This is a genomic window from Vogesella sp., from assembly GCF_046297735.1.
Classification (GTDB): domain Bacteria; phylum Pseudomonadota; class Gammaproteobacteria; order Burkholderiales; family Chromobacteriaceae; genus Vogesella; species Vogesella urethralis.
Genome location: NZ_JBKBHK010000002.1, coordinates 277,778 through 293,601 on the forward strand (window position 1 = coordinate 277,778; position 15,824 = coordinate 293,601).

Here is a 15,824-nt window from a genome sequence, read left to right on the forward strand (position 1 = left end):
GACACTACAATGCGTCATCGTAATAGCAATCGTAAACTGAACCGCACGAGCAGCCATCGCCTGGCGATGCTTCGCAACATGGCGAACTCGCTGCTCCGTCACGAAGTCATCGTGACCACCCTGCCGAAGGCCAAAGAACTGCGCCGCGTAGCCGAGCCGCTGATTACCCTGGGTAAGAAGCCGTCCCTGGCTAACCGTCGTCTGGCTTTCGACCGCACTCGCGACCGCGAAATGGTTGTAAAACTGTTCGACGTTCTGGGCCCGCGTTACGCTGCCCGTAACGGCGGTTACGTGCGTATCCTGAAGTACGGTTTCCGTCAGGGCGACAACGCTCCGATGGCACTGGTTGAACTGGTGGACCGTCCGGAAGGTGAAGTAGTTGTGGAAGAAGCTGCTGAGTAATCAGTACTCGTCCCAGAAAAGCCAGCCTTAGGGCTGGCTTTTTGCATTCTTCACGGATCGACGTCCCCCGATCTCAGTAGCACTACGCTTTAGAGTCCAAGAGTATTTGTAATGCGCACTAGAAATCTGTGCAGCTCATTACATCTTCATGTCTAACCGCTTTGTCATGGTGGATTGGGCGCTAAAGTCATGTGCTACTCAAGATGAGGTGGACGTTGCCCGCTATGAAATGATGTTTACATCGAGGGGAACCCCTTGGTTTGCTGTTTTAACCCGGCTGTTAGCCGGGTTTTTTTGTGTCAGGGCATGACAAGCGTGCCGGCGCAGTTTAAATTGCTTGATATAAATAAGCGGTTTACGGCCGCATCACTCGATAAAAATGCTGCGCGGGAGTACTGGAATGCACAATAAAGCGGGTTTATCTCTGAAACGCAGGTTGCAGTTACAGGTGATTTTGGTTGCGGTGATTCTCTGTGTGCTGGGTGGTCTGTCGCTGATGCACGAGCGCGCTACCATGCTGCAGGATCGTAACGACAAAGTTCGTAACCTGGTTGAGTCTGCCGTGACCGTGGTAGCGGCTTATGAAGACAAGGCCGCGCGTGGCGAGCTGTCCGAGGCGGCCGCCAAGCAACAAGCTGCCGCGGTACTCAATGCCATACGTTACGACCAACGTGAATACTTCTTTGCCTTCGACCGCGAGTGGAATTGGGTAGCGCATGGCGCCAAGGCCGCGATGATTGGCAAGAACCTCCAGACTGTCAAAGACGCCGCCGGTCAGCCTCTGCAAGTGCTGTTTGCTGACGCGCTGCAACAAGGGGGCGGCAAGGGGTTTGCCCGTTATGTGTGGGACAAGCCCGGTTTTGATACGCCACAGGACAAATTATCCTACCTGATGACCACTGCGAAATGGGGTTGGGTGCTGGGTACCGGTATCTATCTGGATGATGTGCATAGTAGCTTCATGCAGCAGGCCTATGTGCTGACGGCTGAGGTACTGCTGGCCATTATCATTGTCATCATCGTAGGCTATCTCATCCGCCGCAGCGTCATGCAACAGCTGGGCGGTGAGCCGGCGTTGACGCGCGACGTGGTGCACCGCATTGCTAAAGGCGACCTGCACGTACAGGTGCCATTGGCCGCGGGCGACAACGATAGCCTGCTGGCTGCAGTAGCCAATATGCAGCTGCACCTGCGTGAGCTTGTTGGTGGTATCGCCGGCAGTAGCCAGACCCTGAGCGGTATGGCAGGCAATATCGCTGGTAGTGCGGCTGCGGTCGCTTCCAGCTCTGGTCAGCAAAGCCAGGCCGCTACCGAAATGGCCGCCTCCATCGAGCAGATGACCGCCAGCATCAAGCAAATTGCCGAACTGGCCGAGCACGCACGCGACGTCTCGGCGCGTTCCGGCCAGCTGTCGAACCAGGGTGGCGAGGTCATTGCCAGCGCCGTGACTGAAATGCAGCGCATTAACGGGGCGGTAGATCAGGCGGCCGGTACCATTGGCGAGCTGGTCAGCAAGACCCAGACCATTTCCACCATCATGCAAGTGATCAAGGACATTGCCGACCAAACCAACCTGCTGGCGCTGAACGCTGCCATCGAGGCGGCGCGCGCTGGCGAAACCGGTCGCGGCTTTGCGGTGGTGGCAGACGAGGTGCGCAAGCTGTCGGAGCGCACGGCTGCCGCTACTCAGGAGATTGCTGGCATGATCAGCGAGATCCAGGCTGGTTCGGAAGCGTCGCGTAGCAATATGGAAGAGGCTGTCAACCGGGTGAAAGCGGGCCTGGCATTAGCGGAGCAAGGCGGCGAGGCGATTCACCAGATCCGCGATAGCGCCAATGGCGTGGTGGGGGTGGTGAAAGACATCTCGCAGGCCTTGGCCGAGCAGGGCCACGCCAGCGAGGAGATTACGCGGAATGTGGAGCAGATTGCCCAGGCGGCCTCCAGTAACGCGGCAGCCTCCAGCCAGTCGTCACAGGCGATTGGCGAGCTGAACGAGCTGACCCAGCGCCTGCGGGCGATGGTGTCGCGTTTTCAGGTGTAGCCAGGCGACGTTACTGGTAAGACAAAAAAAGGTTGGCCACATCCTGTTACAGGGCATGCGGCCAACCTTTTTCTTGATTTGGCATGTTTAGGAGGGTTTGGAGCTTGGGTTCGCCTGGCGATCGCTGCAGACAGGGCTGTGGTATCAGGCTAATACAGGCTTAGGCTGTGATTGCGCTCATTCTGATTACCCGTGCAGGACCGGTCCGGAAAGTAGGGGTAAGGGCATCGGCGGCAATCATGTGTTCGGTGACATCGTGTGCATCAAGTGCACTTTGAGTTGCCCATTTTTCAAGCAGCACAAATCTATTTTCGTTAGCGGCATCCGAGAATAGCGTGTACTGCAAACATCCTGGCTCGGCGTCAACTAATGGCTTAAGTTTTCTGTACAGATCAAGCTGGGCATCGCGTTGCCCAGGGATCACTTCAATCATCACGACTAGGCTCACTTCTTCCATGGCTCATCCTTGGGCTGTTGGTTTGTCTCCAGCTAACAATGCAACACACGTAGCTGATGGATCACCATGGAAGCATGATGTGATTTATGTATGCAATATTGATATTAGGCCGGCTCGGAAATAATGTAGCAGTCGTGAGTAAAGTGGGCAAAGGCCTTATGACCTTGCCCACTATACATTCACGCCGCAGCATGGTCGTTGCTTTGGGCCGTGCGGCGGTGCCACAGCCCCCAGCCGCCGGCCAGTAGCAGCAGTGCCACGCATAGCATTAGCACCGGCGCGTTGCCGTGGCGCATATAGGGTGTCAGCCCGCTATGGCCCTGCACCGTGGCCAGCAGTGTCTGGCGGGTGTCTGGCGCGGCAGCGGCGATCAGTTCCCCGCGATGGTCGATGGCGGCGGTCATCCCGGTATTAGTAGCACGCAGCATGGGGCGGCCAGTTTCCAGTGCCCGTGCCTGTGACAGCTGCAGATGCTGACTCATGGCATTGCTCTTGCCGAACCAGGCCAGATTGCTGACGTTGGCCAGTATGGTGGCGTTTGCTGCCGGGCCGATCAACTCTTCGCCAAAGCCATCTTCGTAGCAGATGTTGAATGCTACTTTTTGTTGCCCGACCGTGAGGGGGGGCTGATTGTCACCGCCAGGGGTAAAGCCGGCCAGTGGCATGTTCATGAAGCGGTACAGCCAGCCGGTGATGGCTGGCAGCGGGATGAATTCGCCAAACGGTACCAGGTGGTTTTTGGCGTAGTAGTCTTGCGCAGGCTGGTTCAGGGCGATCACAGCGTTGAGATAGCCACGACCATCCGGGGTACGCCGTGGCAGCCCGGCGATCAGTGTGCTGCCTTTGCGATCTGCGGCGCCATTTATCATGGTGAGGTAGCCGGAGGGCAGATCGTCCAGAAACACTGGCAGGGCGGTTTCCGGCAGCAGGATGAGGTTGGCCGCCGGCGCTTGCACTACCATGCGGTAGTAGGTAGCCAGCGTGTAGTCAAACGTGGCCGGGTCCCACTTCAGTGCCTGCGGGATATTGCCTTGTAGCAGCGCCACCCGCATGGCCGGGCCGGCTGGCGTGGTCCAGCTTTGCTGTTGCAGCCAGGCCGCGCTGCCCCACAGGGCCAGCAGCAAGCCGCCCAGTGCGGCACGGCGTGCGGTCTGCAAGCCAGCTTGGGGTAGCAGCCCGAGGATGCCGGCGCTGAGCGCGACCGCCAGCGTCACGGCGTGAATGCCGCCTACCGGCGCCAGGCCCGACAGCGGGCTTTCGGTAATCTGGCTATAGCCGATAGCGCCCCAGGGGAAGCCGGTCATGACCCAGCTGCGCAGCCATTCGCCCAGCGTCCAAGCCGCAGGGAACAGCAGCAGCCAGCGCACTGCGGGCCGGTCGTGCATGCGTACGCTCAGCCAGCTGGCCAGGCCCGGGTACAGCGCCAGGTACATCGGTAGTAGCAGCGTCATGGCCCCCGCCAGCAAGGCCGGCATGCCGGCGATATCGTGCAGGCTGATGTAGATCCAGTAGAACTGGCTGGTATAGGCGGCCACGCCCCAGCTCCAGCCAATGCCGAAGGCGCGTTGCGGCCAACGTTGCAGCAGTAGCACCAGCACGGTCAGCGCCAGCAGCGCCACCCAGTACAGGCGATACGGTGCAAAAGCCAATACCGTGCTGGCGCCGGCCAGCGCAGCCAGCAGGTAGAGGGCAAGACGTTGCAGCATGTCAGTCCCGTTTGGTGGCGCGCCGCTCCACCAGCAGCGCGTGCAGGCGGCGGCTGTCGGCGCGGATGACGGTAAAGTGCCATTCGTCCAGCTGCAGGCCCTCGCCGCGGGTGGGTACGTAGCCCAGATTGGCCATCACCAGCCCGCCGACGGTGTCCACTTCGTCGTCGGGCAGCGCGCAATCAAAAAAGCTGTTGAAGTCATCGATGGCGGTGGTGGCGCGCACACGATAGCGGCCGCCGCGTACCGGCACGATGTCTTCTTCCTGCTCTTCCTGATCGTGTTCGTCGTCGATTTCGCCGACGATTTCTTCCAGCACATCTTCGATGGTCACCAGGCCGGACACGCCGCCGTATTCGTCCACCACGATGGCCAGGTGGGTCTTGCTGGCGCGGAATTCGCGCAGCAAGGCGTTCAGCGGTTTGCTTTCCGGCACAAAGATTACCGGGCGCAGCACCTTGGTGACGTCGAACTGCTCGGGGTGATAGAAGTAGCGCAGCAGGTCTTTGGCCAGCAGGATGCCCTTGATGTCGTCCTTGTCTTCGCCAATCACCGGAAAGCGCGAGTGGCCGGTTTCGATCAGCTGCGGCAGCCATTGCTCGATGCTGTCTTCCAGCTTCAGCACGCTGATCTGGCTACGCTGCACCATCACGTCGCGCACGGTCTGTTCCGAGAACGACAGCACGCCCTCGATCATCGACAGCGCTTCGGCGTCCATCAGGTTGCGCTCAAAAGCTGCATGCAGCTGCTCGCGCAGTTCTTCACGGTCTTCCGGCTCGTGGGTGAAGCGGTTCAGCAGGCGTTCAAACCAACTGGCGGTTTTACTGGGGTCGTCCATGGCTGGATCAGGCTTTCTCGGCGGCGTAAGGATCGGCATAGCCTAACTTGGCAAGGATGACGGTTTCAAGCGCTTCCATGACCTCGGCTTCGTCATCCTGCTCGTGATCAAAGCCTTGCAGGTGCAGCATGCCGTGTACGGTGAGGTGGGCGTAGTGCGCTTCCAGCGTCTTGCCTTGCTCGGCGGCTTCGCGTGCCACCACCGGCGCACAGAACACCAGGTCGCCGAACAGCGGCATGCCGGCCACCGTGTCGCCTTCGTTCAGCGCGAACGACAGCACGTTGGTGGCGTAGTCCTTGCCGCGGTAATCGTGGTTGAGCTGGCGGCCTTCCGCCTCATCCACCACCAGCAGCGACACCTGCGCGTGCTGGTGCTGGCGTTGCAGTGCAGCCTGGCACCAGCGGCGCCACAGTTTGCCTTCCGGCAACGCTTGTTCGGTTTCCAGGCGGTCTTCCAGGGTCAGGTCGAGGCGGGCCGCCTGGCGCTGCAGGAAGGGGTTACGTTTCGCTTGTTTCATCGTGTTTGGCTTGATAACGGTCGTAGGCGTCGACGATCTTCTGCACCAGCGGGTGGCGCACCACGTCGTCGCTCTGGAAATGATGGAAATGGATGCCGCGTACCTTGCCCAGGATGCGCTCCACCTCGACCAGGCCGCTCTTCTGGTGGCGCGCCAGGTCGATCTGGGTTACGTCGCCGGTAATGACGGCGCGCGAGCCGAAGCCGATGCGGGTGAGGAACATCTTCATCTGCTCCGGCGTGGTGTTTTGCGCTTCATCCAGAATGATGAAAGCGTTGTTCAGCGTGCGGCCGCGCATATAGGCCAGCGGGGCGATCTCGATCAGGTTTTTCTCGAACAGCCGCGCCACCTTGTCGAAGCCCATCAGGTCGTACAACGCGTCATACAGCGGGCGCAGGTACGGGTCTACCTTCTGTGCCAGGTCGCCGGGCAGGAAGCCCAGCTTTTCGCCGGCTTCCACCGCCGGGCGCACCAGCACGATGCGCTTCACCGCGTCACGCTCCATGGCGTCTACCGCGCAGGCGACGGCCAGGTAAGTTTTGCCGGTACCGGCCGGGCCAATGCCGAAGGTGATGTCGTGGCCGAAGATGGCCTTGATGTAGGCGCCCTGACGCGGCGTGCGGCCTTTGAGGTCGCGGCGGCGGGTGGCCAGCTGCGGCGTGTCGTCTTCCTCGCCTTGCGGGTTGCGCTGGCGGGCTTCCACCAGCCCCAGCTGCACGTCGCGGATGCCGACATCGCGCTTTTCGGCCATGTCGTAGCAGCGCAGCAACAGTTGCAGGGCGGCGTCGGCTTGCTCGCCGCGTAGCGTGAACTGCTCGCCGCGCCGCTGGATGCTGACATCCAGGCCGGTTTCGATCTGCTTCAGGTTTTCGTCCAGCGCGCCGCACAGACGGGCCAGACGATCGTTATCGACGGGGGTGAAGCTATGGGTAACGGTGGTTTCGTTCATGGACGCTAGGGTGTGGTTGGCGGGCATTGACGCTGGCGCTGCAGGGCTTGCAGGCGCGCCAGCTGCTGTTGCAAGGCCTGGATGCGGTCGTCGTCCAGCTTCGGGGTGCCGATCGGCAGGCCAAAACCGACGCCGATGCTGCCGTGGCTGCCCACGGCGCCGCCCAGGCCGATGTTCAGTGTAACCGGCGGCCGCGGGTTTGTGCGCTCGGCGGCCAGCAGTTTGGCGGTGCGGCCAACTTCCCGCGCCAGCGCCGGGCAGTCCAGCGTGGCCGGGTCTGGCGGGCGCAGGTTGCTGCAGGCGGGGAGCAGCACTATGGCAAGGGTGATCAGACGCATCGGCGATCCAGCCACACCGGCGGCAGGCCGCCGGTGCAGGGTCAAGCGTGTTCGACGGTGAGCACCTCGCCACCCAGCGAATGCGGGAAGGCTTCAGTGATCACCACGTCGATCATCTGGTTGATCAGGCGCGGCTGGCCGTAGAAGTTGACTACGCGGTTGTTGGCGGTGCGGCCGGCCAGCATGGCGGGGTCTTTCTTGGAGATGCCTTCCACCAGGATGCGCTGCACGGTGCCGACCATGCCCTGGTTGATCTCGAAGCCTTTGGCTTCGATCACTTCGTTCAGCGCTTCCAGACGACGCACTTTTTCCTTGTGCGGGGTGTCGTCCGGCAGGTTGGCCGCGGGGGTGCCAGGGCGCGGGCTGTAGATGAACACGAAGCTGAAGTCGAACTCCATATCCTTCACCAGCTTCAGCGTTTGTTCGAAGTCGGCCTCGGTCTCGCCCGGGAAGCCGACGATGAAGTCGGACGACAGGCACAGGTCGGGGCGCAGCGCGCGCAGCTTGCGGATGATGGACTTGTATTCCAGGCCGGTGTAACCGCGCTTCATCGCGGCCAGCACGCGGTCGGCACCGCTCTGCACCGGCAGGTGCAGGTGCGAAACCAGCTTGGGCAGCTTGCCGTAGCAGTCGATGATGCGCTGGCTGAACTCGCGCGGGTGGCTGGTGGTGAAGCGCAGGCGTTCGATGCCCGGAATCTCGTGTACGTATTCCAGCAGCGTGGCGAAGTCGGCGATCTCGCCGTCAGCCATGGCGCCGCGGTAGGCGTTGACGTTCTGGCCCAGCAGGGTGATTTCCTTCACGCCCTGCATCGCCAGGTTGGCCACTTCGGTCAACACGTCGTCAAACGGGCGCGATACTTCCTCGCCGCGGGTGTACGGCACCACACAGAAGGTACAGTACTTGGAACAGCCTTCCATCACCGACACGAAGGCCGCGCCGCCTTCCACCTTGGCTGGCGGAATGTGGTCGAACTTCTCGATCTCGGGGAAGGAAATATCCACCTGGGCGGCGCCGCTTTGCTGGCGGCTCTTGATCAGGTCCGGCAGGCGGTGCAGCGTCTGCGGGCCGAACACCACGTCCACGTACGGTGCGCGTTTGACGATGGTGTCGCCTTCCTGGCTGGCCACACAGCCGCCCACGCCGATGATCAGGTTGGGGTTGGCTTCTTTCAGCGGTTTGATGCGGCCCAGATCGGAGAACACCTTTTCCTGCGCCTTTTCGCGCACGCTACAGGTGTTGAACAGGATGACGTCCGCCTCTTCCGGCTTGTCCGTCTTGATCATGCCTTCGCTGCTGCCCAGTACGTCTGCCATCTTGTCGGAGTCGTACTCGTTCATCTGGCAACCGAACGTCTTGATGTAAACCTTTTTCATGCGGGTATCTGCAAAAAAGAGAAGGCCAGCTCACCCCGGCCGGAACCCTCCTGGCTGGCGTTTTTGCTGGCGAATGAATAGCTTGCGCGCGAGTGTATCACAAGGCGGCGGGTGCGGCAGCGGCCTGCTCGCTGCGGCGCAGCGCGATGCGGAACAATAGCGGGTTGAGCAGAATGGACAGGATGGCACCTGCCATCACCAGCGAATGCCCGCGCGGGGTCAGCAGCTCGAGGCTCAGGCCCAGGTTGGCCAGAATGAACGAGAACTCGCCTATCTGCGCCAGGCTGGCCGCCAGCAGCCAGCGATCGGCACGCGACTGGCGCAACAGCGTCATCAACAGCCACGCGGCCAACCCTTTGCCCACGATGATGATGGCCACCGTGGCTATCACCGCTACGGTGTCGTTGATCAGTACGCGCGGGTCGAACAGCATACCGGCCGCCACGAAAAACAGTACGGCAAACGCATCGCGTAGCGGCATGGCTTCTTCGGCGGCGCGGTGGCTGAACGGCGAGCTGGCCAGCACGGTGCCGGCAAAGAAAGCACCCAATGCAAACGACACATCAAACAGCGCGGTGGCGCCGTAGGCCACGCCCAGCGCAGTGGCGAGCACGCCCAGGCGGAACATCTCGCGGCTGCCGGTGTACACGATTTTTTCCAGCATCCATGGAATGACCTTCTGGCCTACCAGCATCATCACTGCCACAAAGGCGGCCACCTTGCCCAGCGTGATCAGGATGGCCTGTAGCGAATCGCCCAGGTTGGCCGCCGCGCTGCCAGCCAGCGCCGGAATCAGCACCAGCGCCAGAATGGTGGCCAAATCTTCGCTGATCAACCAGCCCACCGCCACCTTGCCGGCGGGTGTTTCCAGCTTGCCGTGCTCTTCCAGGGCTTTGAGCAGCACCACGGTACTGGCCACCGACAGCGCCATGCCGAACAGCAGGCCCTGCGGTACGCTCCAGCCCAGCAGCACACCCATGCCGCAGCCCAGCGCAATGGCCACGCCGATCTGGGCGAAGGCGCCGGGCAGGGCGATGCGGCGTACCGCCCACAGGTCGGGGATGGAAAAATGCAGGCCCACGCCGAACATCAGCAGAATCACGCCCAGTTCGGCCAGCTCGGCCGCCAGATGGCCGTCGGCCACAAAGCCGGGGGTGAACGGGCCGACCAGGATGCCGGCCGCCAGGTAGCCCAATAGCGGTGGCAGGCGCAGCTTCAGCGCCAGCGCGCCAAGCAGAAAAGCAGTAACCAAGGCGCCGACCAGCGTCGTAATCAGTGGGGTTGCGTGCATGGGTTCTCCCTGTCCGTTATCGTTTTTTGGTCGCCGGCACGCCTTGCCGTATGGGTCCCGCATGCGGGAAGCGGGCAGGCGGCTGCGGCAGCTCTTTAAAGATAGAAAGTCTCGCGGCGGCAGAGTTCACCGATTGGGCATCATCCATCGAATTTGTTTCTATCAATGCGGTGGCTAGAAACATTTAATTTCAGCTATTAAGTGATAATGGCTATCATCACTTCAAGTTCAATAGCTTGTTGGAGTGCATCATGATCAAGACCATCACCTTCGCCATCTGTCACTTCACCGTGGCGTTCAGCGTGGCTTATCTGCTCACCGGCAGCTTTGGCGTGGCCAGCCTGCTGGCGCTGGTGGAGCCGCTGGTCAATACCGTGGCCTACTACTTCCACGAAAAAGTGTGGGACCGCATCCGCGCCCGTCGCGGCGACGCCCCGCACGCCGCCACCGCCGGCCACGGCGGCTTGCTGCACCGGCATTGAGGCCGTGCCTGCCCGAGCGGCGACGGGTGTGACTGGCGTGCGGGGTGCCTAGTGTAGAATTGTTGCCACTTTGTATGGCTTGCGTGTTGTGCTTGATGCAAGCCGTGCCTCATGGCTCTTCTACACAAGGCTTTTTGTATGCTCTCTTTTCCCAGAGCCACTGCAACACCGCATTACCGTGCCGACATTGATGGCATGCGCGCCATTGCAGTGCTCAGTGTGATTGCTTACCACATCGGCGTGCCGGGTTTGCCAGGAGGGTTCGTCGGTGTCGATATCTTCTTCGTGCTGTCCGGCTTTCTGATCAGCGGCTTGCTGCGCGACGAGTTACTGGCTAGCGGCACGATCCGCTTCGCTGCGTTTTTTGCGCGTCGTATCCGCCGCCTGGCACCCGCCTTGATGCTGGTGACGCTCGTGACCCTGCTGGCTGGCTATTTCGTGTTGTTGCCGGATGCGGCCAACAGTCTCGGCCGCGAGGCGAGGGCGGTGGTGACCCTGTCTGCCAACCACCACTTCCTGAAGCATGCCTTTGACTATTTCAATAGCGCGACCGATCTGAAACCGCTGCTCCATACGTGGTCGCTGGCGGTGGAGGAGCAGTACTACCTGGTGTGGCCATTGCTGATGCTGGCTGCCTATCGCTTGGGCGGTGCCGCCGCCTTGAGGCCAACTCTGGGTGTGGTGCTGGTATTGTCGCTAGTGGCGTGTGTCTATCTGTCGTATACCAACATGCCTCTGGCGTTTTATCTGATGCCGACGCGCGCCTGGGAGTTTGCCGCTGGCGGCTTGTTGGCGTGGTTACCCTGGCAGCTTGCGCGTGCACGCCCGACCTTGCCTGCTAGGCTGGGGGCACTAGGTCTGGCCTTGCTGCTGTGCTCGGTGCTGCTGTTTGAAGAAAAGCACATGGTCTTTCCAGGGCTGGCCGCGCTGGTGCCGGTCACCGGGACGCTGCTGTTACTGGCTGCCGGCAGCCTGAATCCGCACAACGCGGTCAGTCGCCGACTGGCGCAGCCTTGGGTAGTGGCCCTGGGTTTGTTGTCTTACAGCTGGTATCTGTGGCACCAACCGCTGTTGGCGTTGGGGCGGGTTTACGGCTTGGGGGAGCGCGAACTGTGGCGAGATCTGCTGCTGGGGGGCGGAGTCAGCCTGTTACTGGCCTGGCTGACGTATTGCTTGCTGGAACAGCCTGTCCGCCAGCGTCGACCGGGCTGGTTTGCTGTTGACCGCAGCACCTTGTGGTTGGGGCTGGGGCTGTCGCTGCTGGTTTGGCTGGCCGCCACCGCTGCCATGTACCTGCCCAAAAAGTACCCGTGGCCCGCTTCTCTGCCCATTCTGACGATCAAGCAGGACGATGCACGCTTGCCAGGTGGTTGCGACATGGCGGAACACGGGGTGCCCCTGTCGCCACAAGCGGCCTGTCGGGTAGGGCCCACCGATGCGCCGCTGCGTTTGCTGGCGTGGGGCGACTCCCATACCGACCATCTGATGGCACTGTACCTCGGCCTGGCGCAAAGCCGCCACGTAGGCGTATTGCGCCGTGTCTACCATGGCTGCCCGCCGCTGCCGGATGCCGTGCCGGTCGGTGAGGGCAAAGTGCGCAGCTGGTGCCTTAGCCATGCGCGTGCGGTACTGGACGAGGCAGCCCAGCTGGCGCCACAGGGGCTGCAGGGCGTGTTGATGAGCGTACGCTGGAACGGCTACACCGCGGCGCCGGTTGCCGGCAGTGCCAGTATCACGGCACTGGCCGCCGCCGATGCGGACGGGAAGGTTGTGCTGCCCGATAGCTTGCTGGCCGGCCACGGGGTGCTGGACCGGCGTCACGCACTTGAGCAGCTCGCGCGTTCGCTTGAGCGCTTGGCCACACAGCTGTCGGCGAAAGGCCTGAAGCTGGTATTACTGGCGCCGGTGCCGGAATTTCCGTTGTCGGTACCAGAGTGCATTGCCCGCCGTGGTGCGGCAGCATGCAATGTCAGCCGAGACGAGGTGCAGCGTCAGCGTGCGCCCATCATGGCCATTCTGCAGCAAGTTGCGGCACGGCACCCTGCCAGCGTCAGGGTGTGGGACCCGCTGCCCCGCTTCTGCGACGACACCGCCTGCTATGCCTCGCAACGCGGCATGGTGCGCTACAAAGACCAGAACCACCTTACCGCCAGCATGGCGCGGACGCTGGATGCGGACTTCGCCCCGCTATTCGATTGGGCACGTCAACCCTGACGCATTAAGACAGAGTATCCGTGGCATAAACACACCCCGACCCACCTTGCGTGGCCGGGGTGTTGTTTTTGCAGCAAGCGCGGCTTGCCGGGCTGCCGGCTGGCTGGTGTGGCGTGTTGCGGTGCAATGCATGGGCGCTGGCAGGCTTGTGCTGTCTGGGTGCCGGAATTTGTGCGCTGCAACTACGCCTGGGCGGGTAATCCACCGTGTTCAGGGGGCTTGCACGCGGTTATAGGGGCTGAAACCCCGCTTTCTGTAGTGACTTCCTTACATTTTTTGCGTGTCGCTCTTTCATCGGGCAAGCGGCTGCGCTAGCATTCGCGCTTGCTGATGACGTTTTAGCTAACGTCAGCTAACAGAATAACGCGGCCAACTAACGGGTTGGCCGCAGGCTGGAGACGAGCGCGATGACGCGTGTGCTGGTAATAGGCAGTATCAATATGGATATGGTGGTGAATTGCCCCACCATGCCGCGGCTGGGCGAAACGCTTAGCGGCAGCGGCTTTGCCACCTATCCGGGCGGCAAGGGCGCCAACCAGGCGGTGGCAGCCGCCCGGCTGGGGGCGCAAGTCAGCATGATCGGCTGTGTCGGCCGCGATGCGTTTGGTGCCGAACTCAAAGCCGTGCTGGCCAACGAAGGCGTGGACACGCGCTGGGTGAGCGAGGTGGACGTGGCTACCGGCGTGGCAAGCATCACGCTGTGCGGTAGCGACAACGCCATCATCGTGGTGCCGGGCGCCAACCATGCGCTGCAGCCGGCGCAGCTGGACGCCGCCGAGCAGGCCTTTGCCGACGCCGACGTGGTGCTGGCACAACTGGAAGTGCCACTGGCTACCGTAGAGCACGCCGCGCTGCTGGCCGCCCGCCACGGCAAGCCGTTCCTGCTGAACCCCGCCCCTGCGGTGGCGCTACCCGCCGCACTGCTGGCCCGCGTCAGCGTACTGACCCCTAACGAATTCGAGCTGGCCGCCACGCTGGCCAGCCAGCAACCGTGGCGCGAGCTGGTGGCCGCTGCCGCCGGCCGCATCGTGATGACGCACGGCGCCGACGGTGCCTTCTTTGCCGATGCCGGCGGCCAACTGCAGCACCAGCCCGGCTTTGCCGTCACGCCAGTAGACACCACCGGCGCCGGCGACACCTTCAACGGTGCGCTGGCCACCTTCCTGCACCTGGGCCTGGCCGAGGCGGTACGCCGCGCCGCGGCAGCCGGCGCCTTGTCGGTGACGCAGCCCGGCGCGCAGGGCGGCATGCCGACCTTGGCCGCACTGGACACCTTTTTGCAGGAGCATGCCGCATGAAAAAGCTGGGTCATCTGAACCGTGATATCGCCCGCGTGCTGGCCTGCCTGGGCCACACCGACAGCATCGTCATCGCCGATTGCGGCCTGCCGGTGCCGCCGGGCGTGGAGTGCATCGACGTGTCGCTGGCACTGGGCGAGCCCGGCTTTGCCCGCGTGCTGGACACCGTGCTGGCCGACATGGCCTGCGAGCGTGCACTGTTTGCCAGCGAGTGCCACAGCCATAACCCGGCGGTGTCGGCGCTGGCCGCCGCGCTACCGGCGCAGGGCATAGCCACCGAATTTGTCAGCCACGAAGCGTTCAAGCAGCACTGCCGTGAGGCGCGGGCGGTAATCCGCACCGGCGACGCCACGCCGTACGCCAACGTGATCCTGTACGCCGGCGTGATTTTCTAGGAGGCGGCGATGAAGGTAAGCATGCGCGGCATCTGCAAGGCCTTCGGCCCGGTGCGGGTGCTGGACAAGGTGGACTTCACCCTGCACGGCGGCGAAATCCACGCGCTGATGGGCGAAAACGGCGCCGGCAAGTCCACGCTGATGAAGATCCTCAGCGGCGTGTACCAGCCGGACAGCGGCAGCGTAGAGGTGGACGGCCAGACCGTGGCGATCCGCAGCACCCGCGACGCCGAGGCGGCCGGTATTGCCATCATCCACCAGGAACTGAACCTGATTCCGCAGCTGTCGGTGATGGAAAACCTGTTTCTGGGCCGCGAGCCGTCGCGCTTTGGCGTGATCCAGCGTGCAGCCATGCGCCAGCAGGCGCGGGCACAGCTGGACGCACTGGGTGCCAGCCAGATCGACGTGGACGCCGAAGCCGGCAGCCTGTCCATCGGCCAGCAGCAGATGGTGGAAATCGCCAAGGCGCTGGCGATGGACGCCCGCGTGCTGATCATGGACGAGCCCACCGCCGCGCTGTCGGCGCGCGAGATCGACACCCTGTTTGCGCTGATGCGCGGCCTGAAGGCGCGTGGCGTGGCCATTGTGTACGTGTCGCACCGCATGGAAGAGATCTTCCACATCTGCGACAAGATCAGCGTGCTGCGCGATGGCTGCTTTGTCGGCGAGCGTGTGATTGCCGACACCGGTTTCGACGAAGTGGTGAAGCTGATGGTTGGCCGCGAGATCGGCGACCGCTTCCCCGGCCGTGACGTGCTGCCGGGCGCCGTGCGCTTGGCGGTACGCGGCTTGTCCGACGGCCGCCACATCGACGGCATCAGCTTCGAGGCCCGTGCCGGTGAAGTGCTGGGCATTGCCGGCCTGATGGGCGCCGGCCGTAGCGAAATCCTCAAAACGCTGTTTGGCGTCAACCGCCGTAGCGCCGGCGAGGTGTGGCTGGACGGCGCGCCGCTGGACGTGCGCAGCCCGGCCGCCGCCATTGCCGCCGGCCTGGCGTTCGTGACCGAAGACCGCAAGAGCCAGGGCCTGGTGCTGGGCATGTCGGTCCGCGAAAACGCCACGCTGGTGCACCTAAACCACTACGCCCGCCTGGGCGTGGTAAACCAGGCGGCCGAGCAGGCGGCGGTGGCGCAGCAGATCAGACAGCTGCGCATCCGCACCCGCGACGCCGAGCTGGACGTGAAGTCGCTGTCCGGCGGCAACCAGCAAAAAGTGGTGTTTGCCAAATGGCTGGCCAACCCGCCCAAGGTATTGCTGCTGGACGAACCCACGCGCGGCGTGGACGTGGGCGGCAAGGCCGAGATCTACCACATCATCAACCAGCTGGCCGCCGCCGGTGTGGCCATCGTGATGGTGTCGTCCGAGCTGCCCGAGGTGATGGCGATGAGCAACCGCATCCTGGTGCTGCACGAGGGGCGCCAGACGGCGCTGTTCGATGCGGCCAACCTCAGCCAGGAAGACATCATGGCCGCTGCCACCGGCACCGCCGGCCACGACACCCGCACAACACAGGATTGAGA

Annotated in this window: 16 protein-coding genes; 7 read left to right on the forward strand and 9 right to left on the reverse strand. The window is 62.7% G+C overall.

Annotated elements, in window-relative coordinates:
- The first annotated feature begins 9 nt into the window (after nucleotides 1–9).
- Nucleotides 10–402: a 50S ribosomal protein L17 gene (gene rplQ, locus ACK4FZ_RS03965; protein WP_026107677.1), complete on the forward strand. Its 393-nt coding sequence runs from the start codon at nucleotides 10–12 to the stop codon at nucleotides 400–402.
- Between the two features lie 448 nt (nucleotides 403–850).
- Complete coding sequence (locus ACK4FZ_RS03970; protein ID WP_409818354.1) at nucleotides 851–2,443, forward strand: methyl-accepting chemotaxis protein; 1,593 nt, start codon at nucleotides 851–853, stop codon at nucleotides 2,441–2,443.
- A 160-nt stretch (nucleotides 2,444–2,603) separates the two neighbouring features.
- Here ACK4FZ_RS03970 and ACK4FZ_RS03975 read toward each other — a convergent pair whose 3' ends face one another.
- The 9 genes from ACK4FZ_RS03975 to ACK4FZ_RS04015 all read right to left on the reverse strand — a co-directional run bounded on the left by ACK4FZ_RS03975 (nucleotide 2,604) and on the right by ACK4FZ_RS04015 (nucleotide 10,099).
- On the reverse strand, nucleotides 2,604–2,900 hold the full coding sequence (locus tag ACK4FZ_RS03975) for a putative quinol monooxygenase (protein WP_409818355.1): 297 nt from the start codon (nucleotides 2,898–2,900) through the stop codon (nucleotides 2,604–2,606).
- A gap of 179 nt (nucleotides 2,901–3,079) precedes the next feature.
- Entirely contained in the window at nucleotides 3,080–4,606 is a 1,527-nt protein-coding gene (gene lnt / locus ACK4FZ_RS03980; RefSeq protein ID WP_409818356.1) for an apolipoprotein N-acyltransferase, read from the reverse strand.
- 1 nt (nucleotide 4,607) lies between these two features.
- Nucleotides 4,608–5,444 carry an HlyC/CorC family transporter gene (locus tag ACK4FZ_RS03985; RefSeq protein ID WP_409818357.1) on the reverse strand — a complete coding sequence of 279 codons (837 nt, stop codon included), beginning with the start codon at nucleotides 5,442–5,444 and terminating at the stop codon, nucleotides 4,608–4,610.
- Nucleotides 5,445–5,451: 7 nt separating this feature from the next.
- Nucleotides 5,452–5,961, reverse strand: coding sequence for an rRNA maturation RNase YbeY (ybeY, locus tag ACK4FZ_RS03990; RefSeq protein WP_144372270.1), 510 nt, complete (start codon nucleotides 5,959–5,961; stop codon nucleotides 5,452–5,454).
- Entirely contained in the window at nucleotides 5,942–6,910 is a 969-nt protein-coding gene (locus ACK4FZ_RS03995) for a PhoH family protein (RefSeq protein ID WP_409818358.1), read from the reverse strand. The genes ybeY and ACK4FZ_RS03995 overlap by 20 nt, the downstream gene beginning before the upstream one ends.
- A gap of 5 nt (nucleotides 6,911–6,915) precedes the next feature.
- Nucleotides 6,916–7,248 carry a hypothetical protein gene (locus ACK4FZ_RS04000; protein ID WP_409818359.1) on the reverse strand — a complete coding sequence of 111 codons (333 nt, stop codon included), beginning with the start codon at nucleotides 7,246–7,248 and terminating at the stop codon, nucleotides 6,916–6,918.
- 41 nt (nucleotides 7,249–7,289) lie between these two features.
- Nucleotides 7,290–8,624, reverse strand: coding sequence for a tRNA (N6-isopentenyl adenosine(37)-C2)-methylthiotransferase MiaB (gene miaB, locus ACK4FZ_RS04005; protein WP_409818360.1), 1,335 nt, complete (start codon nucleotides 8,622–8,624; stop codon nucleotides 7,290–7,292).
- A gap of 97 nt (nucleotides 8,625–8,721) precedes the next feature.
- Nucleotides 8,722–9,915 carry a cation:proton antiporter gene (locus tag ACK4FZ_RS04010; RefSeq protein WP_409818361.1) on the reverse strand — a complete coding sequence of 398 codons (1,194 nt, stop codon included), beginning with the start codon at nucleotides 9,913–9,915 and terminating at the stop codon, nucleotides 8,722–8,724.
- A gap of 16 nt (nucleotides 9,916–9,931) precedes the next feature.
- A complete protein-coding gene (locus ACK4FZ_RS04015; RefSeq protein WP_409818362.1) occupies nucleotides 9,932–10,099 on the reverse strand; it encodes a hypothetical protein in 168 nt (55 codons plus the stop codon).
- A gap of 67 nt (nucleotides 10,100–10,166) precedes the next feature.
- Here ACK4FZ_RS04015 and ACK4FZ_RS04020 point away from each other — a divergent pair, with 67 nt between their 5' ends.
- From ACK4FZ_RS04020 to ACK4FZ_RS04040, 5 genes are all read left to right on the forward strand, one after another.
- A complete protein-coding gene (locus ACK4FZ_RS04020; RefSeq protein WP_409818363.1) occupies nucleotides 10,167–10,397 on the forward strand; it encodes a DUF2061 domain-containing protein in 231 nt (76 codons plus the stop codon).
- Between the two features lie 138 nt (nucleotides 10,398–10,535).
- Nucleotides 10,536–12,611, forward strand: a complete 2,076-nt coding sequence (locus ACK4FZ_RS04025) for an acyltransferase family protein (protein WP_409818364.1) — start codon at nucleotides 10,536–10,538, stop codon at nucleotides 12,609–12,611.
- A 407-nt stretch (nucleotides 12,612–13,018) separates the two neighbouring features.
- Nucleotides 13,019–13,909 (forward strand): ribokinase, encoded by an 891-nt coding sequence (locus ACK4FZ_RS04030; RefSeq protein ID WP_409818365.1) that lies wholly within the window; start codon nucleotides 13,019–13,021, stop codon nucleotides 13,907–13,909.
- Entirely contained in the window at nucleotides 13,906–14,304 is a 399-nt protein-coding gene (gene rbsD, locus ACK4FZ_RS04035) for a D-ribose pyranase (RefSeq protein ID WP_409818366.1), read from the forward strand. Before ACK4FZ_RS04030 ends, rbsD begins: the two co-directional genes overlap by 4 nt.
- A 9-nt stretch (nucleotides 14,305–14,313) precedes the next feature.
- A complete protein-coding gene (locus tag ACK4FZ_RS04040; RefSeq protein WP_409818367.1) occupies nucleotides 14,314–15,822 on the forward strand; it encodes a sugar ABC transporter ATP-binding protein in 1,509 nt (502 codons plus the stop codon).
- The last annotated feature ends 2 nt before the right edge of the window (nucleotides 15,823–15,824 follow it).

Bases quoted from the DNA above. Each gene is read 5' to 3' on its own strand.
- ACK4FZ_RS03995 (WP_409818358.1), bottom strand. From the start codon at position 6,910: ATGAACGAAACCACCGTTACCCATAGCTTCACCCCCGTCGATAACGAT.
- lnt (WP_409818356.1), bottom strand. From the start codon at position 4,606: ATGCTGCAACGTCTTGCCCTCTACCTGCTGGCTGCGCTGGCCGGCGCC.
- ACK4FZ_RS04040 (WP_409818367.1), top strand. From the start codon at position 14,314: ATGAAGGTAAGCATGCGCGGCATCTGCAAGGCCTTCGGCCCGGTGCGG.
- ACK4FZ_RS04015 (WP_409818362.1), bottom strand. From the start codon at position 10,099: ATGTTTCTAGCCACCGCATTGATAGAAACAAATTCGATGGATGATGCC.
- rbsD (WP_409818366.1), top strand. From the start codon at position 13,906: ATGAAAAAGCTGGGTCATCTGAACCGTGATATCGCCCGCGTGCTGGCC.
- ACK4FZ_RS04000 (WP_409818359.1), bottom strand. From the start codon at position 7,248: ATGCGTCTGATCACCCTTGCCATAGTGCTGCTCCCCGCCTGCAGCAAC.
- ACK4FZ_RS03985 (WP_409818357.1), bottom strand. From the start codon at position 5,444: ATGGACGACCCCAGTAAAACCGCCAGTTGGTTTGAACGCCTGCTGAAC.
- ACK4FZ_RS04025 (WP_409818364.1), top strand. From the start codon at position 10,536: ATGCTCTCTTTTCCCAGAGCCACTGCAACACCGCATTACCGTGCCGAC.
- ACK4FZ_RS04030 (WP_409818365.1), top strand. From the start codon at position 13,019: ATGACGCGTGTGCTGGTAATAGGCAGTATCAATATGGATATGGTGGTG.
- ACK4FZ_RS04010 (WP_409818361.1), bottom strand. From the start codon at position 9,915: ATGCACGCAACCCCACTGATTACGACGCTGGTCGGCGCCTTGGTTACT.
- rplQ (WP_026107677.1), top strand. From the start codon at position 10: ATGCGTCATCGTAATAGCAATCGTAAACTGAACCGCACGAGCAGCCAT.
- ybeY (WP_144372270.1), bottom strand. From the start codon at position 5,961: ATGAAACAAGCGAAACGTAACCCCTTCCTGCAGCGCCAGGCGGCCCGC.
- miaB (WP_409818360.1), bottom strand. From the start codon at position 8,624: ATGAAAAAGGTTTACATCAAGACGTTCGGTTGCCAGATGAACGAGTAC.
- ACK4FZ_RS03975 (WP_409818355.1), bottom strand. From the start codon at position 2,900: ATGGAAGAAGTGAGCCTAGTCGTGATGATTGAAGTGATCCCTGGGCAA.
- ACK4FZ_RS04020 (WP_409818363.1), top strand. From the start codon at position 10,167: ATGATCAAGACCATCACCTTCGCCATCTGTCACTTCACCGTGGCGTTC.